The following is a 23,028-nucleotide window of genomic DNA, read 5'->3' on the forward strand; positions in this document are numbered from 1 at the left end:
TTCAACGCCGGTTCCGCTGCTGCTGCCAACGGCACTGCCGGTATGGCCATGCTGGTTACCCAGATCGCCACTGCCGCTGCGGCACTGGGCTGGATGTTTGCCGAATGGGTCACCCACGGCAAGCCAAGCGCACTGGGTATTGCTTCGGGTGTGGTCGCCGGTCTGGTCGCGATCACCCCGGCCGCTGGCACCGTGGGCCCGATGGGTGCACTGGTGATCGGTCTGGCCGCAGGCGTGGTGTGCTTCTTCTGCGCCACCACCCTCAAACGCAAACTCGGCTATGACGATTCCCTGGACGCCTTCGGCGTGCACGGCATCGGCGGTATCCTCGGCGCGATCCTCACCGGTGTGTTTGCCGCACCGGCACTGGGCGGCTTCGGCACCGTGACTGACATTGGCGCGCAGGTCTGGATTCAGATCAAAGGCGTCGGCTTCACGGTGATCTACACCGCGATCGTCACCTTCATCATCCTCAAGGTGCTGGACGCCGTCATGGGTCTGCGCGTAACCGAGGAAGAAGAGTCGGTCGGCCTCGATCTGGCACAACACAACGAACGCGGCTACAACCTGTAAGTACGCGCGATAAAAAAATTGCCCGGTTCGCCGGGCATTTTTTTGTCCGGGATTTGTCATTCAGGGAGCGGCTGAAAGGATTTTTCTTACGGCTTTGGTCGTCTTTACGACGAGGCTTTTTCTGCGGGCAATCGCTTACATCGCTGCAGGAATATTAGGGCCTTTGTTTTTTTTCAGAGCACGCTAGAATGCGCCCCGAACGAGCGGAGAACTGTATGTGGCAACAGACTCTGATAACCCTGCGGGCAAGGCCCCGGGGCTTTCATCTGGTGACGGACGAGTTGCTCGCAGGCTTGCCTGAACTCAAGGCCTGTCGGGTCGGTCTGTTGCATTTGTGGCTGCAGCACACGTCGGCGTCGTTGACCATCAACGAGAACGCCGATCCGGCAGTTCGTCGCGACTTCGAACGATTTTTCAATCGTCTGATCCCACAAGGAACGGACGGCTACGAGCACAACGACGAAGGCCCGGATGATCTCCCGGCGCACTTCAAGGCCAGCGTGCTCGGTTGCCAGATCAGTCTGCCGGTTGCGGCAGGGCGGCTGGCACTGGGTACCTGGCAAGGGATTTATCTGGGCGAGCACCGTGATCATGGCGGTGCCCGTAAAGTCCTCGCCACCTTGCACGGTGAACAGGCATGAGCCGCTGCCGGGCAGCGGCAGAAGATTTTTCAACGGCGGCTTCGACAGCCGCCAAAGCTGGTCTATAACTAATCTGCTTTTGGCAAGTCATGAGGTAGAACATGAGCGACGATGATCTGGAAAACGACGACCTCGAAGTAGGCGACGAAGACGAGGCCGAGGAAGGCCTGGAAGCGGCAGCGGAAGACGTTGCCGAAGACGATGGCGGTGACGACACGCCGGCCCCGGCTGCCAAAGGCAAAGCCAAGGCTGCGGTATCGGTCGACGAGTTGCCGAGCATCGAAGCCAAGAACAAGGAGCGTGACGCCCTGGCCAAGGCCATGGAAGAATTCCTTGCGCGCGGCGGCAAGGTGCAGGAAGTGGAGGCCAACGTGGTCGCCGATCCGCCCAAGAAGCCGGATAACAAGTACGGCAGCCGCCCTATCTGAGGCGCGTCGCTCGCTTGCTGAAAAAGCCCGCCGTCGCTGCGGGCTTTTTTATGCCTGAATCAATTAGTTGAAAACAAATGCAGTCCCCGGTGGGAGTCAGCCTGCTCGCGAAGAGGGCATGTCAGCCGACATACATGTTGAATGACACACCGCATTCGCGAGCAGGCTCGCTCCCACAGGGTTTGTAAATTATTTCTAGGTGGCATTCCAGCGTGCGAGAACGGCTGGCAAATCGGTCAGGCTGCGGATTTCGGCATCCGGCAAGCGCTCCGCCTCCCAGACCTTGCCCGTCGGGTTGAACCACACCGCGCGCAAGCCTGCCTGCTGAGCGCCAGCAATGTCATCGCCGGGATGATCGCCGACATGCACCGCCGCTGCGGGGCTTACACCACCGCGCTGCAACGCTTCATGAAACAGCCGCGCATCCGGTTTGGCGATGCCGATGTCTTCGGCGCACAGGGCAAACTTGAAGTAATCCGCCAGCCCCAGCCGACGCACGTCGGCATTGCCATTGGTGACCACGCCGAGGGCGTAGTGATTGGCGAGCAGCTCCAGCAGCGGCTCGACTTCGGGAAACACTTCGATCTGATGCCGCGCATGCAGGAACACTTCAAAAGCCTTGTCAGCCAGCTCCGACGCTTCGCCGTGGGCATACCCGGCTTCCTCCAGCGCATGGAACAGCACACGTCGGCGCAGCGCGCTGATGCGGTGTTTGAGGCCCGGTTCGGCCGTCAGCACTCGCTCGCGAATCGACCACAAATGCTCCACCGGCACCGCGCCCAGGTTCGACGCATGCTCGCTCAGCCATTCGCGCAACACGGTTTCGGCGCTGGCGATCACTGGAGCGGTGTCCCACAGGGTGTCGTCGAGGTCGAAGGTGATCAACTGAATGCTCATGAATCATCGCCTTTCATGCGTTTGGCCCGGGGATGGGCGCTGTCGTAGACCGCCGCCAGATGCTGGAAGTCGAGGTGGGTATAGATCTGCGTGGTTTTGATATCAGAGTGACCGAGCAATTCCTGCACCGCGCGCAGATCCTGTGAAGACTCGAGCAAATGGCTGGCGAACGAGTGCCGCAGCATGTGCGGATGCAGGTTCTGCCCCAACTCGCGCTCGCCAGCCAGTTTGACCCGCACCTGAATCGCGCGCGGGCCGAGACGCCGACCTTGCTGGCTGACAAACACCGCATCGTCCGCCGGGTTGGTCATGGCTCTAAGCTGCAACCAGTGTTCCAAGGCTTCGCGGGCCTTGGTGCCAACCGGCAACAGCCGGGTCTTGCTGCCCTTGCCGAGCACCTGAACCATGCCGTCGGCGAGGTCGAGTTGATCGAGATTGAGGCCGGTCAGCTCGGACAGGCGCAGGCCAGAGGAATAGAACAGCTCCAGAATGGCCTGATCACGCCGGGCGAGAAAATCGTCCTCGACCGCACCTTCAAGCAGCTGCAATGCGCGATCGGTATCAAGGGTTTTCGGCAGGCGTCGTTCGCCTTTCGGTGGGGCCAGACCGGTGGCCGGGTCGTGGTCGCACAGGCCTTCGCGATTCAGGTAGTGATAGAGCCCGCGCACCGCCGAGAGCAGGCGGGCGAGGCTGCGCGAGGACTGGCCTTGCGCATGCAACCGGGCGATCAGGCTGCGCAGGCGCTGGATATCCAGCGCGGCCCAACTGCCGATGTTCTGCTTGATGCACCAACCGAGGACTTTATCGAGGTCGCGGCGATAAGCCGACAGGGTGTGCGGCGACACCTGTCGCTCACTGCGCAGATGTTCGCAGTAAGCGTCCAGTTGTCGTTCCATGGTCAGCGTACCGAGCGCAGCGAGCTGTTGACCCGTGGCAGCACACGGCCCATGACCTCGGCGATGTAACTGAGGAACAGGGTGCCGACCGAGCTCTTGTAGTGCTGCGGGTCGCGGCTGGCGATGGCCAGAATGCCGTGAATGCCCTGATGGCTGACGGCAACCACGGCGGTCGAGCCGATCTGCTGGCGCTGTTCTTCGCCAAAGAGGAAGTCCAGCTCATGTTCACGCAGGCTGCCGCTGACGCTTTTGCCTTCGGTGAGCAGGCCGCCGATCGCGGTTTGCGCATCGGCGTGGGTAACCCAGCGGCCGACCGGGGCCGGGTTGTCGCCGAGCAGGATCAGGCTGACGAAGGGCACCTGGAAATCCTGACGCAGGCTGTCTTCAACGCTGATGACCACGTCTTCCAGGGTCGATGCATCCATCAGCGCGAGGATTAGTCGGCGGGTTTTTTCGAACAGGCGATCGTTGTCGCGGGCCACGTCCATCAGATGCGAAAGGCGATGGCGCATCTCGATATTGCGATCGCGCAGGATGGTCATCTGCCGCTCGACCAGCGACACGGTGTCGCCGCGTCGGTGCGGAATGCGCAGCGACGGCAGCAGCTCTTCGTGCTCGACGAAGAAGTCCGGATGAGCCTTCAGGTAGGCGGCAACCGCGGCTGCCTCGAGGCTCTCGGACGCTGATTCGTCGACTGGTCGGGCGGGTACCTGTGGCTTGTCGGTCATGATTTCTGCTCGCTCAAAGACGCACTTGTCCTTCGTATACACGCACTGCCGGACCGGTCATCAACACCGGTTCGCCCGGGCCGGCCCACTCGATGGACAGACGCCCGCCGGGCAGGTCGATCAACAGCGGCGAATCCATCCACCCCTGACTGATGGCTGCCACCGCCGCCGCACAGGCGCCGGTGCCGCAGGCCTGGGTTTCCCCGGCGCCGCGTTCCCAAACACGCAGTTGCGCGCGATGGCGGTCGATGACCTGAAGGAAGCCGACATTGACCCGCGCCGGGAAGCGCGGATGGTGCTCGATCTTCGGCCCCAGTTCATGCACCGGTGCGCTGTTGATGTCGTCCACGCGAATGACCGCATGGGGATTGCCCATCGACACGGCGGCCAGTTCGACCGTGGTGCCATCGACGTCCAGCGAATAGCTGCTGGCCTGCGCTGGCGCCTGGAATGGAATGTCCGCCGGCACCAGCCGCGGCGCGCCCATGTTCACGCCGATCTGGCCGTCGTTACGCACGTCCAGTTCGATGATGCCGCCCTTGGTCTCGACGCGGATCTGCCGTTTGGCGGTCAGACGCTTGTCGAGCACGAAGCGGGCGAAGCAGCGCGCACCGTTGCCGCACTGCTCCACTTCCGAACCGTCGGAATTGAAGATCCGGTAGCGGAAATCCACATCCGGGTTACTCGGTGCTTCGACGATCAGCAACTGGTCGAAACCGATCCCGGTGTGGCGATCGCCCCATTGCTTGGCGTGTTTGGGCTGAATGTGCGCGTGCTGGCTGACCAGGTCGAGGACCATGAAGTCGTTGCCCAGGCCGTGCATTTTGGTAAAACGCAGCAGCATGGGTTACTCCGGCAGCAGGCTTTCGCCGGCAAACAGCTCCGCCACGGTTTCGCGGCGACGCACTTCAAAAACCTGATCACCATCCACCAACACCTCAGCGGCACGGCCACGGGTGTTGTAGTTGGAGCTCATGACGAAACCGTAGGCACCGGCCGAATGCACTGCCAGCAAGTCGCCCTCTTCCAGCGCCAGCTCGCGGTCCTTGGCGAGGAAGTCGCCGGTTTCGCAGATCGGGCCGACGATGTCGTATTGGCGTGCAGCGCTGTCGCGCGGTTTCACCGCGGTGACGTCCATCCACGCCTGATACAGCGCCGGGCGGATCAGGTCGTTCATCGCCGCGTCGACGATGGCGAAATCCTTGTGCTCGGTGTGCTTGAGGTATTCGACCTGCGTAAGCAGCACGCCGCCATTGGCAACGATGAAGCGACCCGGTTCGAACACCAGCGCCAGATCACGCCCGTCGAGACGCTCGCGCACGGCTTTGATGTAGTCGGCAGCCAGCGGCGGCTCCTCATCGCGATAACGCACGCCCAGGCCACCACCAAGATCGATGTGGCGCAGGTGAATGCCGCAATCGCCCAAGCGGTCGACCAGATCGAGCAAGCGATCGAGTGCATCAATGAACGGCGGCAGGGTGGTCAGTTGCGAACCGATGTGGCAGTCGACACCGACCACTTCCAGGTTCGGCAGATGCGCGGCGCGCACGTACACGTCTTCGGCGTCGGCAATGGCGATGCCGAACTTGTTCTCTTTCAGACCGGTGGAAATGTACGGGTGGGTGCCGGCATCGACGTCCGGGTTCACGCGCAGCGAAACCGGGGCGCGAACACCCAGCTCGGCGGCGACCATTTGCAGGCGCTCAAGCTCATCGGTGGACTCGACGTTGAAGCAGTGCACGCCGACTTCGAGGGCGCGGCGCATGTCGTCACGGGTCTTGCCGACGCCGGAGAAAACGATCTTGTCGGCGCTGCCACCCGCGGCCAGTACACGTTCCAGCTCACCACGGGAAACGATGTCGAAACCGGCGCCGAGACGGGCCAAGACATTCAGTACACCGAGGTTGGAGTTGGCTTTGACCGCGAAGCAGACCAGATGCGGCATGCCGGCCAGCGCATCGGCGTAGGCCAGATATTGCGCTTCGATGTGGGCGCGCGAGTAGACATAGGTGGGCGTGCCGAAGCGGTCGGCGATGGCGGACAGCGCCACACCTTCCGCGAACAGTTCCCCGCCACGGTAGTTAAAAGCGTCCATGGCGATCCCTTAGTAAACGTCGTGCTTGTGAGCCTTGGATGGCTGCTTCTGCGAAGACTGGGCTTGTTCGGCCGGGTCCTGGTCGTCATCGGGCAGGTACAGCGGGCCTTTTTGACCACAGGCCGAAACCAGGCAGGCAACCGCGACGAGCGCAGCAAGGGAAGAGATCAGGCGCTTCATGGCGAAATCCTTGAAAATGCGTTAATTGCGCCGGAGTATACCGGCCACCCGGCAGCTTGCCTATGCGAGGGGGTTCCCGTCCGGCGGGGCTCCTGTGATGCGCATCATCCCTGTGGGAGCGAGCCTGCTCGCGAAGGCGTCGGCAAATTCAACAGGCTCGTTGCCTGACACACCGCTTTCGCGAGCAGGCTCGCTCCCACGGGGGCGGTGTTGGATGGGCCGACAGGTGCTTGGTCGTTAATCTTTGCAATCGGCCGGCAGCGTCCGTATCTTTCGGCGCTTGAGCCTGATCAGACATTTTTGAGGTTGCCGCAATGAGTTTGTCCGAAGCCCGTTTCCACGATCTGGTCGATGAAACCCAGGAAAAACTGGAAGACATATTTGACGAAAGCGGTCTGGACATCGATCTGGAAAGCTCGGCTGGCGTGCTGACGGTCAAATTCGAAAACGGCAGCCAGTTGATCTTCAGCCGCCAGGAGCCATTGCGTCAGCTGTGGCTGGCCGCTGTCTCCGGTGGCTTCCACTTCGACTATGACGAAGAAAGCGAGCGCTGGATGTGCGACAAGAGCGAAGAGCAATTGGGCGAAATGCTTCAGCGTCTCGTCAAGCAGCAGGCTGACGCCGAATTCGATTTCGAAGGTCTGTGATTCGTGACGGATGCCGCGCTTGTTCGCCCGCCGAAACCGCTCTACAGCAACGTCAGCCCGGCGGTGCCTTCGCCGTGCACGGGCGTATGCCGATTGGACGAACAGAAAGTCTGTCTCGGCTGCGCGCGTCACGTCGAAGACATTCGCGAATGGCGCTCGGCCGATGATCAGCGGCGCCGGGTGATATGCCAGCAGGCTGCCGCACGAAAATCCCAAGCCTGTTGATATCGTGGCGAGGGGATTTATCCCCGTTTGGTCGCGTAGCGGCCCCAGAATCTATACGGCTGCTGCGCAGCCGAACGGGGATAAATCCCCTCGCCACAAGGGTTTCACCCAGGCAAAAAAGGGCGTGACTTGTATATTTTTTGAGCTGTGATAGTGTCCGCGAACGCCTCAAACCACCGAGGCACGGTGAAAACCCCGTCTTTTTTGGCGGGGTTTTGCTTTTTTTGTGCAGAAGAAAGGAGTCTGCCTGGATCATGACCGCACCTTCCATCACCCTTACCCGTCTGGACGTGCAACGTCTGGAGCGCCTGATCGACAGCCTGAGCGAGAAAGACCAGGCTGCGCCGGGCGTGATTGCGCTGCAAACCGAGCTGGACCGCGCCGATACCGTGGTCGGCCACGATGAAGTGCCCGCCGATGTCGTGACCATGAATTCCCGTGTGCATTGCCGCGAAGAAGGCAGCGGCAAGGATTACCACCTGACGCTGGTCTATCCCAAGCACGCCAACGCCGATGAAGGCAAGATTTCCATACTGGCGCCGGTCGGCAGTGCGCTGCTGGGTCTGAAGGTCGGTCAGCACATCGATTGGCCGGCCCCGGGTGGCAAGTCGCTGAAACTGACCTTGCTGGAAGTGGAATCGCAACCGGTCAACGGCGGCGCCTTTCCCGAATAAATCCCCGCTTCAAACCTGTTCGAGCGCTTCATTCAACGAGCGCTCCAGATCTGCCTTGTAGCGCAGATACAGATTGCTTGAACTGTGCCCGTCACCGAGCAGCCCCGAGAGATCGAGGTCGGTGATGTAGCAGCGATAGCGCTCGGTCTCGCGGCGCTGTTCGACGATCTCCCGGGCGACCACGCTGAACAACTGGTCGCCATGCTCCAGCTCGCTGAATTCCCGCTGATTGCAATACAGGGTGACCTGCACTTCGCCGGGCGCGGCTTTGCCGATGATTGCCTGTACGTCATAGAACGGTTTGTTCACCGGGGTCTGCGGTGCCGGCCGGGTTTCGACCCTGCGCGAGCGCCCCGGGCCTGACGGCAACAGCTGGTAATACAAAGTCTCGGGGCTGCCTGCAGGGCCACCGTCCATCGGCAATTGCGCTTCACGGCGGTATTGGATCGATTGCAGAAAACGCTGCAGCGGTACCAACAGACTCTGCTCGTCGTGGTACGGCAGTTGCTGCTGCCACAGCGCATTGAATTCATCCAGCACGTACAGCTCGGCCTGCTGCTCGCTGATGCGGTAGAACACCTGAATGCACTCCGGCTGACCCATCGGCAGGATCAGCGCCAGGTCGTGATCTTCCAGTGCCATCGGGTCGAGATGCAGCGGGCTGTAGCGCGGTTGTTCTTCGCCCAGATAATCGAGCAGTGCCGGCAGAGTGGCGAGGGCGACATGGTTGACCTGACCCGGCACCAGCTCCAGCACGTGATAGTGCTGCTGCACCTGAATCAGGTAGCGGTGATTCAACTCGCTGAGCAACAGGGTCTGCGCGGTGTCGACGATTTCTTCGACGCGGCGGGCAATGAATTGCGCGCGGTTGTGGCAGAAACAGCGCACCTTCAGCGACGGCTGCACCGGGCCGCGCGGCAGGTTGTTGAGGTAATCGCGCAGGCAGTCGAGCAGCGCATGCGGGCCGTCGAAACGATTGACCAGCACTTCGTTCCAGCTGTTGAGCGTGACCTGATCGAGGGTCAGCACCAGGTTCTCGCGCACACCGGCATAGCTCAGCGAGTCGGTGCGTTCGGTGGTCATCAGAATGTTCAGATCACGGTGATGCTTGAGCGGGTCGACGCCGACGTTGATCAGCAGCAGCACTTCGCTGGGCACCGCGGCGCGCAGCAAGGGCTCTTCGGCGACGGTGGACAAGGGCAGGGCGATGCACTGCTGCAGGCTGCCGAGCAGGTTGAACAGTTCGAACTCGCTCAAGTCGCTGGTGCCCGGATGCAGGGCCAGGCGGGTGCTGCTGTCGATCACGCCGTTGCGGTGGCACCAGGTCAGCAGTTCAAGCAGCTCGCGACTGCGCTTGATCGGCGCAAAGTGTTCCCACTCCAGTGCCGTCAGGCTGCCGTTGTACAGGCCCCACTGGGTCTGGCCCGGCTCCTTTTTGTTCGGCGACTGCACCAGGGTCAGGGTGTCTTCGGCCAGGTCCGGGGCGATGCCCGGATTGATGAACTCGACCTTGTCGGCCTTGCGCTCGAACGCTGCGTACAGGCGCCGGCCGAGGACATTGAGGTCGCGCTTGTTGATCAGGCTGACAGTCTGTTCGCTGCGGGCGAACTGGGTCAGAAAGCGATAGCTGTAGTTGAGTTCATTGACCAGCGCGCGGCGCTCGGCGCTGACCTGGCGGACTTTCCACTGACTGCGGCTGTCGAGCAGCGCCAGTTGCCGTTGATCCCAATGCCACTCGCCAGCCAGGCGTTCGAGCAGTGTGCGTTGCCAGCCCTGGCTGCGGCTGTTGCCGGTGAGCTTGCGGTTGACCTTCAGATACAGCGCGCGGCGCACCAGTTCAAGACGCTCCGGTTCGTTGCGTGCGAGCAGGTATTCCTCGATACGGCGGTACACGACCATGTACGGGTCCAGTTCATCAAGATCGAGCTGATTGGCGAACACGGCTTTCTTGAAGCGTAGGCTCAGGCACTGCACGTGCGGGTGTTCGCTGGCGTACACCTCGGTCAGCAGCAGTTTGAGCACCGACTTGTAGGGCGACTCGATGCCTTTGAACAACTGCCACAATCCGGCACCGATGAACTCCCCGGGCGGAATGGTCGCCATCGGCCCGAGATCCAGGGTTTCGTCGGCGCGAATGAAGCGTTTGGACAGCAGGGTGTGGGTGTAGGCGTCGTAGGCTGTTTCTTCATAAACCGGCACCAGCCACCAGATCGGCGTGCGCCCGGCCAGCCAGATCGCCGTGCGATAAAACTCGTCGAGCAGCAGATAGTGCTGGGTGCTGCCGCAGTTGTCCGAACTGAGCTTGGAATCTCGTTCGCCTTTGACGAAGCGCGTGGGGTCGATCAGGAAGAAATGCGCTTCGGCACCCTGGCTCGCAGCCCAGGCTTCCAGCAATTGGCACTTCTTGCTCAGCTCGGCGAGCTCGCTTTCGCTCAGATCCGGCCCATGGCAGACCCACACGTCCATGTCGCTCTGATCGGCCTGGGCCAGTGTGCCGAGGCTGCCCATCAGGAACAGGCCGTGGATCGGTCGCGGCGGGTTGCTGCCGTGGCGCGGCCTGTAAGAGAACGAGCGAGTCAGGCGCTGCGCCTCGGTCAGCGCATTGGCGTCCGGCTCATAATTCGAGAGCCCGGCCGGCGTACTGCCCGAGACATAGCCGGGCAGCAACGGATGATTGACGTGAAAGAACAGCGGCAACAGCGTCAACACGCTTTGCTGGCGCGTCGACAAGCCTTCGAGGGCGCGGCCGAGGCGGCCTTCATTGAGTTTGAGAAAACGTGCGCGCAGTTGGCTGAGTACCTTGCGGTCGATGCCTTCGTCCAGGTCGGGGCGGATTTCGTGGGTGCGGGTCATGTCAGCTCAAACCGGCTTGCAGGCTCGGACGTAGAGGGTCTCGGAATGGCCGCAGTTTAGCCGCTGCGCGGCAGGACGTTTAAGCTGAATTTGTTTTTTGACGTCAGTTTTTTATCGACAGCGATCGGACGGGCCCGCGGAAATCCCGTGGCAGGAGTTCCCGTGGGCAAAGTCAGAGAAATCAGGCGGTTTCCTGTTCTTTCAAAATCGTCAATACGGTCTGCACGTTTTGCGCGGCATCGCGACCGAGGCTGGTCAGATAACCGCCATCGGGCTGGTCGGTGAGTTCTTTTTCAAAGAGGCGCTGGGCAGCAGCGATGTGTTTCGGGGCAGCGGTCTGGTGAATTTTCAGACCTTCCTGGGAACTGTCCAGGTTGAAGAGTGCAAGGACTTCCAGTTCGGCAACCAACTCAGGGGTAAGCGACATAAGGACTCCAGACTTTCTAGGAATTGGACGACAGCGCCTCTAAGGTGAACCCGCTGGTGCAGCATGTCCAGTGCTCGGATCAGGGGATTTTGTCTTGAGGCGAATTCCAGTGTAGTCGGGCGGCAGCAGATGGCTGGATGGATGCGTAACAAACCTTGTGGGAGCGAGCCTGCTCGCTCCCACAGGAATGATGTGGTTACTGCTTTTCCGGTGGCAGCTCTGGCAAAGCGCGCAGTGCCGCTTCGTACCACTGGGTGTCGAACGGGCGATCTTCATCGAGCATCGCGTCAATTTCGAAAGCCAGCACATGGGCCATCAAATTGAGGGTCTCCTCACGGTCCATACCGACCAAAGTCAGCTTGTTCAACGTCGCCTTCGCCGCCGGCGGGTTGTCGCTTTCAATCTGGTTCTCGATGGCTTCGATCAGGGTCGCTTCGGTGAATGCTTCTTCGTCGTCATCGTTGACGATATCTGTCGGCTCGCTCATGGCAGGCTCCTCAGGGAAAGGCGCCAGTTTACCCGCATTCAGCGGCGTGATGCTGCTGGCGGGAAACGTCGCGGCGTTCTATAAACAGGCACTGCCCACCCCGCACGGCCTGGAGGCTCTGTGATGTTCAAGCTCTACGGATTTGCTGTCAGCAACTACTACAACATGGTCAAACTGGCGCTGCTGGAAAAAGGCCTGCCCTTCGAAGAGGTGACCTTCTACCCGGCGCAAACCCCGGAGTCACTGGCGATCAGCCCGCGCGGCAAGGTCCCGGTGCTGGGTGTCGACGCCGGCTATATCAACGAAACCGCGATCATCCTCGAATACCTCGAACAAGCACAAAAGGGCACGCCACTCCTGCCCAGCGACCCGTTCGAGCGCGCGCAGGTATTGGCAATTGCCAAGGAGATCGAGTTGTACATCGAGTTGCCGGGGCGTGCCTGCTATGGCGAGGCGTTTTTCGGTGTGACATTGCCGGAGGCGATCAAAGAGAAGACCCGGACGGAGCTGCTGCTGGGCTTCGCGGCACTCGGCCGCCACGGCCAGTTCGCCCCTTACGTGGCGGGTGACAGCCTGAGCATTGCCGATTTGTATTTCCTCTACAGCGTGCCGCTGGCCTGTGCGGTCGGGCAGAAGCTGTTCGGGGTTGATCTGCTGGCCGAGATGCCGCAGGCGAAAGCGCTGCTGGAGCGGCTTGAGCAGAATCCGCATGTGCAGAAGATCGCGGCGGACAAGGACGCGGCGATGCCGGCGTTTTTGGCGATGATTGCTGCCAAGAAGTGAATTTTGTAGCGCTCTGAAGTCAGTCATCGCTGGCAAGCCAGCTCCCACAGGGCTATGGGGCGAACGCAAAATTGTGTTCCACAAAGAACCCTGTGGGAGCGGGCTTGCCCGCGATGCTTCTAGCGGCTGGCCAGCAGGGCCTGACCGCGCGCCACCGCAGCCTTGACCTGCGCCGGTGCAGTCCCGCCAATATGGTCGCGGGCATTCACCGAGCCTTCGAGGGTCAGCACGGCAAACACGTCCTGCTCGATCTGATCGCTGAACTGACGCAGTTCTTCCAGGCTCATCTCGGCCAGATCCTTACCCGTGTCGACGCCGTATTTCACCGCGTGGCCAACGATTTCATGGCAGTCGCGGAACGGCAGGCCACGGCGCACCAGATAATCCGCCAGGTCGGTCGCGGTGGAGAAACCGCGCAGTGCCGCTTCACGCATGATCGCGTGTTTCGGCTTGATCGCCGGGATCATGTCGGCAAACGCGCGCAGCGAATCGCGCAGGGTGTCGGCGGCGTCGAACAGCGGCTCCTTGTCTTCCTGATTGTCCTTGTTGTAGGCCAGTGGCTGGCCTTTCATCAGGGTCAGCAGGCCCATCAGCGCGCCGAACACACGGCCGGTCTTGCCGCGCACCAGTTCGGGCACATCGGGGTTTTTCTTTTGCGGCATGATCGAGCTGCCGGTGCAGAAACGGTCCGGCAGATCGATGAACTGGAACTGCGCGCTGGTCCACAGCACCAGCTCTTCGGAGAAACGCGACAGGTGCATCATCGCGATGCTCGCGGCCGAGCAGAATTCGATGGCGAAGTCGCGATCGGAAACGTTGTCCAGCGAGTTGCCGCCGACGGCGTCGAAGCCGAGCAGTTGCGCGGTGTATTCGCGGTCGATCGGGTAGGTCGTGCCGGCCAGCGCGGCGCTGCCCAGCGGCATGCGGTTGGTGCGCTTGCGGCAGTCGACCAGACGCTCGTAGTCGCGGCTGAGCATTTCGAACCAGGCCAGCATGTGATGCCCGAAAGTCACTGGCTGCGCGGTCTGCAAGTGGGTGAAGCCGGGCATGATGCTTGCGGCCTCACGCTCGGCCTGCTCCAGCAGGCCTTTTTGCAGGCGGGTGATCTCGGCGAGGATCAGGTCGATTTCATCGCGCAGCCACAGGCGGATGTCGGTGGCGACCTGGTCGTTGCGGCTGCGCCCGGTGTGGAGCTTTTTACCGGTGACGCCGATGCGGTCGGTCAGGCGTGCTTCGATGTTCATGTGCACGTCTTCGAGGTCGACGCGCCAGTCGAACTGGCCGGCCTCGATTTCGCCCTGAATGGTCTTCAGGCCATCGATGATGCTGTCGCGCTCGGCATCGGTCAGCACGCCGACCTTGGCCAGCATGGTGGCGTGGGCGATCGAGCCCATGATGTCGTGGCGATACAGGCGCTGGTCGAAAGTGACGGAGGCGGTGAAGCGGGCGACGAAGGCGTCGACGGGTTCACTGAAGCGGCCGCCCCAGGACTGATTGGTCTTGTCAGTGCTCATGAATTCGCTCGTATCGGCTTGAAGAAATGGCGTGAAACGCTGGCGCGGATAATAACAGGGTTGCCAATCCTGTCGCTGACACCGGTCGATAGGTTTTTTCGCGGATGTGTCAGGCATGTCCGGCGCGGTCTGCAAGGAATTTACAAAAGGATATTTTTTGATTGAGCAATATCGTTCCGACGAACGTCTACAGTGGACATAAGGGTCGGTGCGAATGCGGATCATGCAAAGGTCCGGCCACTGGCTATAAGAAGAGGGGGCGGGTGAGTTGTACAACGGTCACCCACCGTGAGAAACGCAGGAAACACTGGGCTCCGCGCGGTACGACCCGGACGCTGGCAAATATTGCTGGCCGACGTACGGCACTTTTTGGCGCTCGGGCTAGTCTTAGCGTGGATCGCGGTGACGGAGGTCACTACACCTGTCTACGCTATCCTTGTGCGAGACTCACGCAGGAATCCAGCGCAATATGAATGTCCTGATCGTTGATGACGAACCCCTGGCTCGCGAGCGCCTAAGCCGTATGGTGAGCGAGCTCGAGGGTTACACAGTCCTGGAGCCCAGTGCCACGAATGGCGAGGAGGCGTTAGCGCTGATCGACAGCCACAAGCCGGATATCGTGCTGCTCGATATCCGCATGCCGGGCCTCGATGGCCTGCAGGTTGCTGCCCGACTGTGCGAACGAGAGACGCCGCCGGCCGTGGTGTTTTGCACCAGTCCCGATGAATTTGCCGTGGAAGCCCTGCAGGCCAGCGCCGTGGGCTATGTGGTGAAACCTGTGCGAACCGAACACTTGAATGAAGCCCTGAAGCGGGCTGAACGTCCCAACCGGGCGCAACTCTCGGCCCTGACCCGTCCCGCTGCCGAAAGTGGCAACGGCCCACGCAGCCACATCAGCGCACGCACCCGTAAAGGCATCGAGCTGATTCCGCTGGATCAGGTGGTCTACTTCATCGCCGACCACAAATACGTGACCCTGCGTCACGAAGCCGGCGAGGTGCTGCTCGACGAACCCCTCAAAGCCCTTGAAGACGAATTTGGCGAACGCTTTGTGCGTATCCACCGCAATGCGCTGGTCGCTCGTGATCGCATCGAGCGATTGCAACGCACGCCATTGGGACATTTCCAGTTGTTCCTCAAAGGCCTCAATGGCGATGCACTGATTGTCAGCCGGCGGCACGTTGCCGGTGTGCGCAAGATGATGCAGGGGCTTTGACCCGGTCTTCGCCGGGCCTTTCGAGTTCTTTTACCCGGCATGGCAGGCCAGGGAGGCCGCGCCGGTTCTGATTCAGGTCAAAGCGAAATTGACTGAGCTGTTATTATCCGCCGTATCTATTCAGTACGGATTGTTCCATGTCCCCTCGCGAAATCCGCATCGCCACCCGTAAAAGTGCGCTGGCCCTCTGGCAGGCCGAATACGTCAAAGCCCGTCTCGAGGCGGCCCACCCGGGCCTGCTGGTGACGCTGGTGCCCATGGTCAGTCGCGGCGACAAGCTGCTCGACTCGCCACTGTCGAAGATCGGCGGCAAGGGTCTGTTCGTCAAGGAACTGGAAACTGCGCTGCTGGAAAACCAGGCCGATATCGCCGTGCATTCGATGAAAGACGTGCCGATGGACTTCCCGCAAGGCCTGGGTCTGTTCTGCATCTGTGAGCGTGAAGACCCGCGCGATGCTTTCGTCTCCAACACCTACGCCAGTCTTGAAGCGCTGCCTGCCGGGGCCATCGTCGGCACCTCGAGCCTGCGTCGGCAGACGCAATTGCTGGCGCGGCGTCCCGATCTGCAGATCCGTTTCCTGCGCGGCAACGTCAACACCCGTCTGGCCAAACTCGACGCCGGCGAGTACGACGCGATCATCCTCGCCGCGGCCGGTCTGATCCGCCTGGGTTTCGAAGAACGCATCACATCGGCGATCAGTGTCGATGACAGCCTGCCGGCCGGTGGCCAGGGCGCGGTCGGCATCGAATGCCGCAGCGCCGACCACGAAATCCACGCCTTGCTCGCGCCTTTGCATCACGCCGATACCGCTTCGCGGGTGAACGCCGAACGCGCCCTCAACAAACATTTGAACGGCGGCTGCCAAGTGCCGATCGCCTGCTACGCCGTGCTTGAAGGCGAGCAGTTGTGGTTGCGCGGTCTGGTCGGCGAGCCGAGTGGTGGCAAGCTGCTCAGTGCCGAAGCCCGCGCGCCGCGCGCGGACGCCGAGACCTTGGGCGTGCAGGTCGCTGAAGACCTGCTCAAGCAAGGCGCCGACGACATTCTCAAAGCGGTGTACGGCGAGGCGGGGCACGAGTGACGGCCTGGCGCCTGCTGCTGACGCGCCCGGCAGACGACTGCGCGGCGCTGGCCGAACAGTTGGCCGGGCACGGGATTTTCAGCAGTTGCCTGCCGCTTCTGGACATTGTTCCGCTGCCGCTCTCTGACACTATTCGCCAGGCGATTTCGCGATTGCCCGCTTGCAGCGCAGTGATTGTGGTCAGCAAACCGGCGGCGCGGATTGCGGTGGATCTGCTCAAGTCCGAAGGCACGGCGCCATTGAGCATGCCGTGGTTCAGCGTCGGCGCGGCAACCGCAGGCATTCTTCGCGAGCATGGTCTCGATGTCAGCTTCCCGGCTGACGGCGATGACAGTGAAGCTCTGCTGCAATTGCCGCGTCTGCGCGAGGCGCTCGACCAGTCCGGCGCGCAGGTGACGATCCTGCGCGGCGAGGGCGGTCGTGAACTGCTCGCCGAGCGCCTGCGCGCGCTTGGTGCTAGTGTCGAGTATCTGGAGTTGTATCGCCGCGATCTGCCAGCCTACCCGCCAAACGAGCTGCCACGGCGGATCGAAGCGGAACGCTTGAACGGGCTGGTGGTCAGCAGTGGACAGGGTTTCGAGCACCTGCGGCAGATGGCCGGCGATGCCTGGCCGAAGATCGCGCAGTTGCCGTTGTTTGTACCGAGCCCGAGGGTCGCCGAGCTGGCACGTGCCGCCGGGGCTCAAACAGTTGTGGATTGCCGCGGCGCGAGTGCCGCGGCTTTGCTGACGGCGTTACGGGAATTTCCCGTGCCGTTTTCTAATGCAAAGGATGGATACGTGAGCGAAACAGCCTTGCCAAAAGATGACGTCCAGCCTGCGCTCGATGCCCAGGTTGAAACTCCACCACCGGCCAAAGAGCCGCGCCGAGGCAATGGACTGGCGATTGTCGCCCTGCTGCTCGGCGCCGCCGGTGTCGCCATCGGTGGTTGGGGTGTCTGGCAGGTGCGCCACCTGCAGAACAACACGCAGCAACAGTCGAGTCAGGTGCAGGCTTTGAACGATCAGGCGCAGAGTCTGAAGCTCAACGAACAGCGTCTGACCGAGCGCCTGGCGCAGTTGCCCGGTGCTGACGAGCTCGCCGAGCGCCAGCGTCTGGTCACGCAACTGCAGGGCGATCAACAGCGCCTGAATCAACGTCTGGAAACCGTCCTCGGCGCCAGCCGCAAGGACTGGCGTCTGGCCGAGGCCGAACACTTGCTGCGTCTGGCCAGCCTGCGCCTTTCAGCGTTGCAGGACATCAGCAGCGCCCAGGCATTGGTGCAGGGCGCCGATGAAATTCTCCGTGAACAGAACGATCCGGGTTCCTTCGCCGCGCGCGAGCAAGTGGCGAAAACCCTGGTCGCCTTGCGCAGCACCGAACAGCCGGATCGCACCGGGCTGTTCCTGCGCCTTGGCGCGCTGCGCGATCAGGTTATCGACCTCACGGAGCTTGCGCCGGAGTACAAGGATCGCGGCGAGTCGCTGCTGGGCCTGACCAACGATGGCGATGGCGCCAGTCGCTGGGCGCAGTGGTGGGACAAGGTTTCGCGCTATATCCGCATCGATTTCAACGCTGACAAGAACGTCAAACCGCTGCTGGCCGGACAGAGCCTGAGCCAGGTGCGCCTGGCCCTGAGCCTGGCGCTGGAGCAGGCGCAGTGGGCCGCGCTCAACGGTCAGGCGGCGGTGTACACCCAGGCGCTGGCCGAGGCACGCGATGTCCTCAAAGGCAATTTCAACCCGGACAATCCGCAAAGCAAAGTCATGCTGGAACAGGTCGCCGAGCTGAGCAAGGAACCGGTCACCGTCAAGACGCCGGATCTGGCCGGCACCTTGAGTGCGGTGCAGGGATATCTGGAGCGACGTAACGTCAATGCCGAGGAATCGGTGAAACCGTTCGCCAAGCCTGCCGCCAATGCTGCGCAGGAGGCGACCCCATGAAGCGCCTCTATGTAATCGTGTTTCTGGTCATCGCCGCGACGGCAGCGCTGGGCCTGGCGATTGCCGAGCATTCCGGTTACGTGCTGGTGGCGTACAAGAGCTTCCGCTACGAATCGAGCCTGTGGGCGACCCTGGCGGTGATCGCGGTGCTGTGGCTGCTGTTCTGGGGCATCAAGGTGCTGGTCGAGCTGGTGATGACCTCCACCGGCGTGGTCAATCCGTGGTCGCGGCGCAATCGCAGCCGCCGCGTGCAAGTGGCGATCGAACACGGGCAGCTGGATCTGGCGGAAGGTCGCTGGGCCAATGCGCAGCGGCACTTGACCCGCGCAGCGGAAGCCGAGCGTCAGCCGTTGCTTTATTACCTCGGCGCCGCCCGTGCGGCGAACGAACAAGGCCAGTACGAGGAAAGCGATCGTTTGCTTGAGCGTGCGCTGGAGCGTCAGCCGCAAGCCGAATTGGCGATCGCCCTGAGTCACGCACAATTGCAGACTGATCGTGGCGACACCGACGGTGCGCTGGTGACCTTGCAGGCAATGCATGAACGGCATCCGCGCAGTGCGCAGACATTGCGTCAATTGCAACGTCTGCATCAGCAGCGTGGCGAATGGCCGGCGGTGATTCGTCTGCTGCCGGAGCTGCGCAAGGACAAGGTCCTGCCGCCGGCCGAACTGGCTGAACTCGAGCGTCGCGCCTGGGGTGAGAATCTGTCCTTGGCAGCGCATCGCGAAGAAGACGGTACGGTGGGTCTGCAATCGCTCAAGCGGGCGTGGGAACAGCTGACTTCGGCGCAGCGTCAGGAAGCACCTTTGGTACTGGCCTATGCCGAGCAACTGCGCCAGTTGGGCGCTCAGGTCGAGGCCGAAGAAGTGCTGCGCACAGCGCTCAAGCGCAAGTACGACAGCCATCTGGCGCGGCTTTATGGTCTGGTTCGTGGCAGTGATCCTGCGCGTCAGTTGCAGATTGCCGAAGGCTGGCTCAAGGAGCATCCGGCCGACCCGAGTCTGCTGCTGACCCTCGGGCGGTTGTGTCTGCAAACCAGTCTGTGGGGCAAGGCTCGCGACTATCTGGAAAGCAGTTTGCGCGTGCAGCGCAATCCGGAGACCTGTGCGGAACTGGCCCGCCTGCTTGCACAGCTTGGCGATACCGAGCGCAGCAATCAGTTGTTCCAGGAAGGTCTGGGGCTGCTGGATGAACGCCTGCTCGCGGCGCCTTTGCCGGTTGCGGCGAAGGTATGAATGGCGAGGGAGTTTGCTCCCTCGCGAACTTCGATGACCGAAAATTCCCCTTCTTCGCGCTCTGGAGACAAAGTCCTACAGAGCGCTACACCGTTTCCTATCGAGCCTGTCGGGTTTTCCCTACACCTGCGGTGAACTGTCGGCAGGCCCTTGCCTTGAAAGGCTGACACGCTTTCCTCTACCGTAACCGTCTGTCTCTACTGTTACGGAAAAGCCATGTCGTTGGCCTGCTCACGCTCCTTGTTCTTCATGGCTTTCATTGCGGGGGCCTTTGCTCTGGGAGCTTCCTATTACCTCGAATACGCGGTCGGCCTGACGCCTTGCAGTCTGTGCCTGGTGCAGCGATTGTTCCTCACATTGCTGTGCATCGGCTGCGGCGTGGCGGCGGTGCATGGCCCTCGGCGCGTTGGCTTATGGTGGTACTGGCTGTTTGCGCTCGGCGCCAGTCTGGGAGGAACCACCGCTGCGTGGCGGCAGGTGTTGATCCAGAGTGACTCCATGCTGCAACTGGTCAAATGCTCGCCAACCGTGGAGTCACTGTTCAGCGACCTGCCGTGGATCTGCGCCTTGCAACGGATGTTCAACGGCGGCGCCGATTGTGCGGACATCTCCTGGACACTGTTCGATCTGAGCATCCCGGAATGGAGCCTGCTGTTTTTTGTCGGCGTGTCCATCCTTGCGGTTTATCAGTTGTTGCGTCTGATCTGGAGCGCTCTGCAACGACCGGTCAGCGACGAAGCGTCGCACCACCTGCTGGTCAGGGATTAAACACTTGTATGAACTTTATCTCCTGCGTACCTTGAAGCCATAGGCGTGCGGGCATAATCTGGCCGGCACGTGTCATTGGATTTATGTTGCTCGATGACGCTCTGCCCGATCGTCCACCAGTCAAATCAGAACAGGGGCGCGGGTGTAGAGCAGCATGACCCACAAGGGAAGAGAGATCGCCATGCTCGAAAGTTGTCAGAATGCTCAGGAACGTTGGGGTGGGGTTCATCTGCTGATCGACCGCTGGTTGCAGGAGCGTGAAGAGCTGATCGGCGCCTACGACAAGCTCGGTGCGCAGCCTGAGTCGCTGTCCGAGAGCCGCAAGCCTTTGCAGGAATTCTGCGGCGTGCTGGTCGATTACGTATCGGCGGGGCACTTCGAAATCTATGAACAGCTGACTGGCGAAGCCAAGGCGTTCAACGACAAGCGCGGTCTGGAACTCGCCGAGACCATCTACCCGCGCATCGACGTCATTACCGAGAAGCTGCTCGCGTTCAACGACCTGTGCGACGAAGGCAAATGCGTTGCGGAGAAATTCAAGGAATTGGGCGGCTTGCTGCATGAGCGCTTCGAACTTGAAGACTGCCTGATCGAAGTGCTGCACACGGCACACAAGGCAGAAGATCCGGTTCAGGCCTGATCCACGTCCTTCATGAAAAACGGTGCGCCCGAAAGCGCACCGTTTTTTTATGCCTGATCAGCTCGTCGCGCCGCGCAATTCCACTTCGAAAACCAGAGGCGTGAACGGCGCGATCAGGTCGCCGGCACCGTCGGCGCCATAGGCTTGATCCGATGGAATCACCAGCCGCCATTTCGCCCCCACCGGCATGTTCTGCAAGGCGGTGCGCCAACCGGCGATCACGCTGTCGAGGTTGAACCATTGCGGCTGGGTGTTCTGATCGAACACGGTGCCATCCGGCAGCTTGCCGACATACAGCACCTGCACTTTGCCGTCCGGGCCGGCCTTGGCGCCAGTGCCCGGAACCAGTTCAGTCAGAAGGATGCCATCGGCCAGTTCCTTCACCCCTGGTTTGGCTTTTTCCGCACTGAGAAAGCGTTGCTCGTTTTCCATCGCCGCGTCGCTCGATTGCCGTGATGCCTGCTCGGCATTGCGCGATTCGTGGTCGGCCAGAATCTGTTCGATACGCGCTTCACTCAGCGCCAACGGCTTGCCCTGATACGCCTGTTGCAGACCTTCGATCAGCGCCTGGATCTGCAACTGCGGCACCTCTTGGCGCAGCCGTTCGCCGAGGCTGGCACCGAGGCTGTAAGCCAGATCATGAGCATCGTTCGCCGTGTTTTTTTCATCGGCATACGCCGTCGAAAAAAACACGCAGAGGGACAAAATAAAGTAGCGCGACATGGGCACTCTCCGACCTGGGATGCGGGGGATTATGCCAGTGCAAACGTCTGCATCGGTGAACTGCTTTTTCCCGCGCGCAGAACATTTCGGCTTCGGTGCAACGCAACGGTGCAGATACTGTCAACATGCCCTAGCGGCGGTATCAGCAGAGGTCTAGTATGAGCCGCACTCACGTCAGCCAGGAGGTAAACCATGTCGGCCACCAAGAAGCCTGTAAATACTCCGTTGCACTTACTCCAACAGTTGTCGGGCAGCCTGCTCGAGCATTTGGAAAACGCTTGCTCGCAAGCCTTGGCTGATGCTGAAAAACTGCTCGCCAAGCTGGAAAAACAGCGTGGCAAGGCGCAGGAAAAACTGCACAAATCGCGCACCAAATTGCAGGACGCCGCCACCGCCGGCAAAGCCAAGGCACAGAACAAGGCCAAGGCTGCCGTGAAAGAACTCGAAGACTTGCTCGACGCTTTGAAAGATCGTCAGTCCGAAACCCGCAGCTACATTCTGCAGCTCAAGCGCGATGCCCAGGAAAGCCTGAAACTGGCCCAGGGTGTTGGCCGCGTGCAGGAAGCAGTGGGCAAAGTTCTGTCGTCGCGTTCGGCCAAACCGGCAGCAGCACCGGCGAAGAAAGTCGCTGCCAAGCCTGCTGCAAGTAAAGCTCCGGCGAAGACCGCTGCGGCGAAACCTGCTGTCGCGAAAACCGCCGCCAAACCAGCGGCCAAGGCGCCAGTGAAAGCGGCTGCCAAACCAGCGGCAAAAACTGCAGCGAAGAAGCCGGCGGCGAGCGCGGCAAAACCGGCGGCTAAAACCACCGCAGCCAAACCTGCTGCAGCCAAGCCAGCAGTGAAAGCCACCCCTGCCAAAGCCGCTGCTAAACCGGCCGCGAGCAAAGCTGCACCGGCGAAAACCGCAGCCGCCAAACCTGCTGCCAAAGCAGCAGCGAAACCAGCAGCAAAACCTGCTGCCAAGACTGCCGCTGCGAAGCCTGCTGCCAAGACTGCGGCCAAGCCGGCCGCCGCCAAACCTGCTGCGAAAGTGGCGGTAAAACCGGCTGCCAAACCAGCCGCAACATCGGCAGCAAAACCTGCGGCAAAAACCGCTGCGAAACCGGCCGCCAAGCCAGCTGCGAAACCCGCTGCTGCCAAGCCTGCGACCGCTGCTGCAAAGCCGGCCGCCAAGCCAGCCGCAAAACCAGCGGTGAAAAAGCCTGCAGCTGCCAAGCCAGCCGCGACCAAACCGGCTACCGCTCCAGCGGCCAAGCCTGCCACTGCCGCTACCCCGGCTGCTCCAGCTGCGTCGGCACCGTCGTCCGCCACTCACTCGACCCCTTCGACTGCGCCAGCGCCAGCCGCTTCGTCGAACGTCAGCAGCACCCCGACCAGCGCTTCCTAAGTGCCGGTTGC

Annotated in this window: 25 protein-coding genes and 2 pseudogenes; 16 read left to right on the forward strand and 11 right to left on the reverse strand. The window is 61.5% G+C overall.

Annotated features, from left to right (window positions below):
• The 3 genes from OQK_RS11885 to sutA form a co-directional block, all read left to right on the forward strand.
• Nucleotides 1-573: ammonia channel protein (locus tag OQK_RS11885; RefSeq protein ID WP_038860885.1), on the forward strand; the 573-nt coding region annotated here is incomplete at its 5' end.
• Between the two features lie 215 nt (nucleotides 574-788).
• A complete protein-coding gene (locus OQK_RS11890; protein WP_016772582.1) occupies nucleotides 789-1,214 on the forward strand; it encodes a secondary thiamine-phosphate synthase enzyme YjbQ in 426 nt (141 codons plus the stop codon).
• A gap of 101 nt (nucleotides 1,215-1,315) precedes the next feature.
• Nucleotides 1,316-1,642: a transcriptional regulator SutA gene (sutA, locus tag OQK_RS11895; RefSeq protein WP_016772583.1), complete on the forward strand. Its 327-nt coding sequence runs from the start codon at nucleotides 1,316-1,318 to the stop codon at nucleotides 1,640-1,642.
• A gap of 195 nt (nucleotides 1,643-1,837) precedes the next feature.
• On the opposite strand, the gene OQK_RS11900 is transcribed toward sutA, so the two are convergent.
• The 6 genes from OQK_RS11900 to lptM are packed head-to-tail and all read right to left on the reverse strand — an operon-like array spanning nucleotide 1,838 to nucleotide 6,438.
• Nucleotides 1,838-2,539, reverse strand: a complete 702-nt coding sequence (locus OQK_RS11900) for an HAD family hydrolase (RefSeq protein WP_016772584.1) — start codon at nucleotides 2,537-2,539, stop codon at nucleotides 1,838-1,840.
• The gene (gene xerC, locus OQK_RS11905) at nucleotides 2,536-3,435 is read right to left on the reverse strand and encodes a tyrosine recombinase XerC (protein ID WP_016772585.1); all 900 of its coding nucleotides are present in this window, start codon (nucleotides 3,433-3,435) and stop codon (nucleotides 2,536-2,538) included. Before xerC ends, OQK_RS11900 begins: the two co-directional genes overlap by 4 nt.
• Nucleotides 3,436-3,437: 2 nt before the next feature.
• The gene (locus OQK_RS11910) at nucleotides 3,438-4,163 is read right to left on the reverse strand and encodes a DUF484 family protein (protein WP_016772586.1); all 726 of its coding nucleotides are present in this window, start codon (nucleotides 4,161-4,163) and stop codon (nucleotides 3,438-3,440) included.
• 13 nt (nucleotides 4,164-4,176) lie between these two features.
• Entirely contained in the window at nucleotides 4,177-5,007 is an 831-nt protein-coding gene (dapF, locus tag OQK_RS11915) for a diaminopimelate epimerase (protein WP_016772587.1), read from the reverse strand.
• Nucleotides 5,008-5,010: 3 nt separating this feature from the next.
• On the reverse strand, nucleotides 5,011-6,258 hold the full coding sequence (lysA, locus tag OQK_RS11920) for a diaminopimelate decarboxylase (protein WP_016772588.1): 1,248 nt from the start codon (nucleotides 6,256-6,258) through the stop codon (nucleotides 5,011-5,013).
• Between the two features lie 9 nt (nucleotides 6,259-6,267).
• Nucleotides 6,268-6,438: an LPS translocon maturation chaperone LptM gene (lptM, locus tag OQK_RS29245; RefSeq protein ID WP_016772589.1), complete on the reverse strand. Its 171-nt coding sequence runs from the start codon at nucleotides 6,436-6,438 to the stop codon at nucleotides 6,268-6,270.
• 314 nt (nucleotides 6,439-6,752) lie between these two features.
• Between lptM and cyaY the strand changes: the two genes are divergently transcribed.
• The 3 genes from cyaY to rnk all read left to right on the forward strand — a co-directional run bounded on the left by cyaY (nucleotide 6,753) and on the right by rnk (nucleotide 7,984).
• Nucleotides 6,753-7,085 carry an iron donor protein CyaY gene (gene cyaY / locus OQK_RS11930; protein ID WP_016772590.1) on the forward strand — a complete coding sequence of 111 codons (333 nt, stop codon included), beginning with the start codon at nucleotides 6,753-6,755 and terminating at the stop codon, nucleotides 7,083-7,085.
• A 3-nt stretch (nucleotides 7,086-7,088) separates the two neighbouring features.
• Nucleotides 7,089-7,310 carry a DUF1289 domain-containing protein gene (locus OQK_RS29250; protein ID WP_016772591.1) on the forward strand — a complete coding sequence of 74 codons (222 nt, stop codon included), beginning with the start codon at nucleotides 7,089-7,091 and terminating at the stop codon, nucleotides 7,308-7,310.
• A 254-nt stretch (nucleotides 7,311-7,564) separates the two neighbouring features.
• A complete protein-coding gene (rnk, locus tag OQK_RS11935; protein ID WP_016772592.1) occupies nucleotides 7,565-7,984 on the forward strand; it encodes a nucleoside diphosphate kinase regulator in 420 nt (139 codons plus the stop codon).
• A gap of 9 nt (nucleotides 7,985-7,993) precedes the next feature.
• Here the strand turns inward: rnk and OQK_RS11940 are convergent, their stop codons facing one another.
• The 3 genes from OQK_RS11940 to OQK_RS11950 all read right to left on the reverse strand — a co-directional run bounded on the left by OQK_RS11940 (nucleotide 7,994) and on the right by OQK_RS11950 (nucleotide 11,751).
• Nucleotides 7,994-10,837, reverse strand: coding sequence for a class I adenylate cyclase (locus OQK_RS11940; RefSeq protein ID WP_016772593.1), 2,844 nt, complete (start codon nucleotides 10,835-10,837; stop codon nucleotides 7,994-7,996).
• A 181-nt stretch (nucleotides 10,838-11,018) separates the two neighbouring features.
• The gene (locus OQK_RS11945) at nucleotides 11,019-11,264 is read right to left on the reverse strand and encodes a TIGR02647 family protein (protein ID WP_016772594.1); all 246 of its coding nucleotides are present in this window, start codon (nucleotides 11,262-11,264) and stop codon (nucleotides 11,019-11,021) included.
• A 196-nt stretch (nucleotides 11,265-11,460) separates the two neighbouring features.
• Complete coding sequence (locus OQK_RS11950; RefSeq protein WP_016772595.1) at nucleotides 11,461-11,751, reverse strand: hypothetical protein; 291 nt, start codon at nucleotides 11,749-11,751, stop codon at nucleotides 11,461-11,463.
• 123 nt (nucleotides 11,752-11,874) lie between these two features.
• Between OQK_RS11950 and OQK_RS11955 the strand changes: the two genes are divergently transcribed.
• On the forward strand, nucleotides 11,875-12,534 hold the full coding sequence (locus OQK_RS11955) for a glutathione S-transferase family protein (protein WP_016772596.1): 660 nt from the start codon (nucleotides 11,875-11,877) through the stop codon (nucleotides 12,532-12,534).
• Between the two features lie 119 nt (nucleotides 12,535-12,653).
• Here the strand turns inward: OQK_RS11955 and argH are convergent, their stop codons facing one another.
• A complete protein-coding gene (gene argH, locus OQK_RS11960) occupies nucleotides 12,654-14,048 on the reverse strand; it encodes an argininosuccinate lyase (RefSeq protein ID WP_016772597.1) in 1,395 nt (464 codons plus the stop codon).
• A gap of 311 nt (nucleotides 14,049-14,359) precedes the next feature.
• Here argH and OQK_RS31205 point away from each other — a divergent pair.
• The 8 genes and pseudogenes from OQK_RS31205 to OQK_RS11990 form a co-directional block, all read left to right on the forward strand.
• Nucleotides 14,360-14,521 (forward strand): annotated as a pseudogene (locus OQK_RS31205) (sensor histidine kinase); the annotation flags it as partial.
• Nucleotides 14,518-15,264, forward strand: coding sequence for a LytR/AlgR family response regulator transcription factor (locus tag OQK_RS11965; RefSeq protein ID WP_016772598.1), 747 nt, complete (start codon nucleotides 14,518-14,520; stop codon nucleotides 15,262-15,264). The pseudogene OQK_RS31205 and the gene OQK_RS11965, both read left to right, overlap by 4 nt.
• A gap of 137 nt (nucleotides 15,265-15,401) precedes the next feature.
• A complete protein-coding gene (hemC, locus tag OQK_RS11970) occupies nucleotides 15,402-16,343 on the forward strand; it encodes a hydroxymethylbilane synthase (protein ID WP_016772599.1) in 942 nt (313 codons plus the stop codon).
• Nucleotides 16,340-17,086, forward strand: a pseudogene (locus tag OQK_RS31210) (uroporphyrinogen-III synthase); the annotation flags it as partial. The gene hemC and the pseudogene OQK_RS31210, both read left to right, overlap by 4 nt.
• 36 nt (nucleotides 17,087-17,122) lie before the next feature.
• Entirely contained in the window at nucleotides 17,123-18,265 is a 1,143-nt protein-coding gene (locus OQK_RS31215; protein ID WP_016773671.1) for a uroporphyrinogen-III C-methyltransferase, read from the forward strand.
• Nucleotides 18,262-19,500 carry a heme biosynthesis protein HemY gene (locus tag OQK_RS11980; protein WP_016772600.1) on the forward strand — a complete coding sequence of 413 codons (1,239 nt, stop codon included), beginning with the start codon at nucleotides 18,262-18,264 and terminating at the stop codon, nucleotides 19,498-19,500. Before OQK_RS31215 ends, OQK_RS11980 begins: the two co-directional genes overlap by 4 nt.
• Nucleotides 19,501-19,716: 216 nt before the next feature.
• A complete protein-coding gene (locus OQK_RS11985) occupies nucleotides 19,717-20,268 on the forward strand; it encodes a disulfide bond formation protein B (protein WP_016772601.1) in 552 nt (183 codons plus the stop codon).
• A gap of 181 nt (nucleotides 20,269-20,449) precedes the next feature.
• On the forward strand, nucleotides 20,450-20,908 hold the full coding sequence (locus OQK_RS11990) for an Rsd/AlgQ family anti-sigma factor (RefSeq protein WP_016772602.1): 459 nt from the start codon (nucleotides 20,450-20,452) through the stop codon (nucleotides 20,906-20,908).
• Between the two features lie 57 nt (nucleotides 20,909-20,965).
• Here the strand turns inward: OQK_RS11990 and OQK_RS11995 are convergent, their stop codons facing one another.
• The gene (locus OQK_RS11995) at nucleotides 20,966-21,631 is read right to left on the reverse strand and encodes an FKBP-type peptidyl-prolyl cis-trans isomerase (protein ID WP_016772603.1); all 666 of its coding nucleotides are present in this window, start codon (nucleotides 21,629-21,631) and stop codon (nucleotides 20,966-20,968) included.
• 192 nt (nucleotides 21,632-21,823) lie between these two features.
• On the opposite strand from OQK_RS11995, the gene OQK_RS12000 reads away from it, so the two are divergent.
• The gene (locus OQK_RS12000; RefSeq protein WP_016772604.1) at nucleotides 21,824-23,017 is read left to right on the forward strand and encodes an AlgP family protein; all 1,194 of its coding nucleotides are present in this window, start codon (nucleotides 21,824-21,826) and stop codon (nucleotides 23,015-23,017) included.
• Nucleotides 23,018-23,028: the final 11 nt, after the last annotated feature.

It is taken from the genome of Pseudomonas sp. R62, assembly GCF_000257605.1.
GTDB lineage: Bacteria > Pseudomonadota > Gammaproteobacteria > Pseudomonadales > Pseudomonadaceae > Aquipseudomonas > Aquipseudomonas atacamensis.

Bases quoted from the DNA above. Each gene is read 5' to 3' on its own strand.
- OQK_RS11890 (WP_016772582.1), top strand. From the start codon at position 789: ATGTGGCAACAGACTCTGATAACCCTGCGGGCAAGGCCCCGGGGCTTT.
- sutA (WP_016772583.1), top strand. From the start codon at position 1,316: ATGAGCGACGATGATCTGGAAAACGACGACCTCGAAGTAGGCGACGAA.
- OQK_RS11900 (WP_016772584.1), bottom strand. From the start codon at position 2,539: ATGAGCATTCAGTTGATCACCTTCGACCTCGACGACACCCTGTGGGAC.
- xerC (WP_016772585.1), bottom strand. From the start codon at position 3,435: ATGGAACGACAACTGGACGCTTACTGCGAACATCTGCGCAGTGAGCGA.
- OQK_RS11910 (WP_016772586.1), bottom strand. From the start codon at position 4,163: ATGACCGACAAGCCACAGGTACCCGCCCGACCAGTCGACGAATCAGCG.
- dapF (WP_016772587.1), bottom strand. From the start codon at position 5,007: ATGCTGCTGCGTTTTACCAAAATGCACGGCCTGGGCAACGACTTCATG.
- lysA (WP_016772588.1), bottom strand. From the start codon at position 6,258: ATGGACGCTTTTAACTACCGTGGCGGGGAACTGTTCGCGGAAGGTGTG.
- lptM (WP_016772589.1), bottom strand. From the start codon at position 6,438: ATGAAGCGCCTGATCTCTTCCCTTGCTGCGCTCGTCGCGGTTGCCTGC.
- cyaY (WP_016772590.1), top strand. From the start codon at position 6,753: ATGAGTTTGTCCGAAGCCCGTTTCCACGATCTGGTCGATGAAACCCAG.
- rnk (WP_016772592.1), top strand. From the start codon at position 7,565: ATGACCGCACCTTCCATCACCCTTACCCGTCTGGACGTGCAACGTCTG.
- OQK_RS11940 (WP_016772593.1), bottom strand. From the start codon at position 10,837: ATGACCCGCACCCACGAAATCCGCCCCGACCTGGACGAAGGCATCGAC.
- OQK_RS11945 (WP_016772594.1), bottom strand. From the start codon at position 11,264: ATGTCGCTTACCCCTGAGTTGGTTGCCGAACTGGAAGTCCTTGCACTC.
- OQK_RS11950 (WP_016772595.1), bottom strand. From the start codon at position 11,751: ATGAGCGAGCCGACAGATATCGTCAACGATGACGACGAAGAAGCATTC.
- OQK_RS11955 (WP_016772596.1), top strand. From the start codon at position 11,875: ATGTTCAAGCTCTACGGATTTGCTGTCAGCAACTACTACAACATGGTC.
- argH (WP_016772597.1), bottom strand. From the start codon at position 14,048: ATGAGCACTGACAAGACCAATCAGTCCTGGGGCGGCCGCTTCAGTGAA.
- OQK_RS11965 (WP_016772598.1), top strand. From the start codon at position 14,518: ATGAATGTCCTGATCGTTGATGACGAACCCCTGGCTCGCGAGCGCCTA.
- hemC (WP_016772599.1), top strand. From the start codon at position 15,402: ATGTCCCCTCGCGAAATCCGCATCGCCACCCGTAAAAGTGCGCTGGCC.
- OQK_RS11980 (WP_016772600.1), top strand. From the start codon at position 18,262: ATGAAGCGCCTCTATGTAATCGTGTTTCTGGTCATCGCCGCGACGGCA.
- OQK_RS11985 (WP_016772601.1), top strand. From the start codon at position 19,717: ATGTCGTTGGCCTGCTCACGCTCCTTGTTCTTCATGGCTTTCATTGCG.
- OQK_RS11990 (WP_016772602.1), top strand. From the start codon at position 20,450: ATGCTCGAAAGTTGTCAGAATGCTCAGGAACGTTGGGGTGGGGTTCAT.
- OQK_RS11995 (WP_016772603.1), bottom strand. From the start codon at position 21,631: ATGTCGCGCTACTTTATTTTGTCCCTCTGCGTGTTTTTTTCGACGGCG.
- OQK_RS12000 (WP_016772604.1), top strand. From the start codon at position 21,824: ATGTCGGCCACCAAGAAGCCTGTAAATACTCCGTTGCACTTACTCCAA.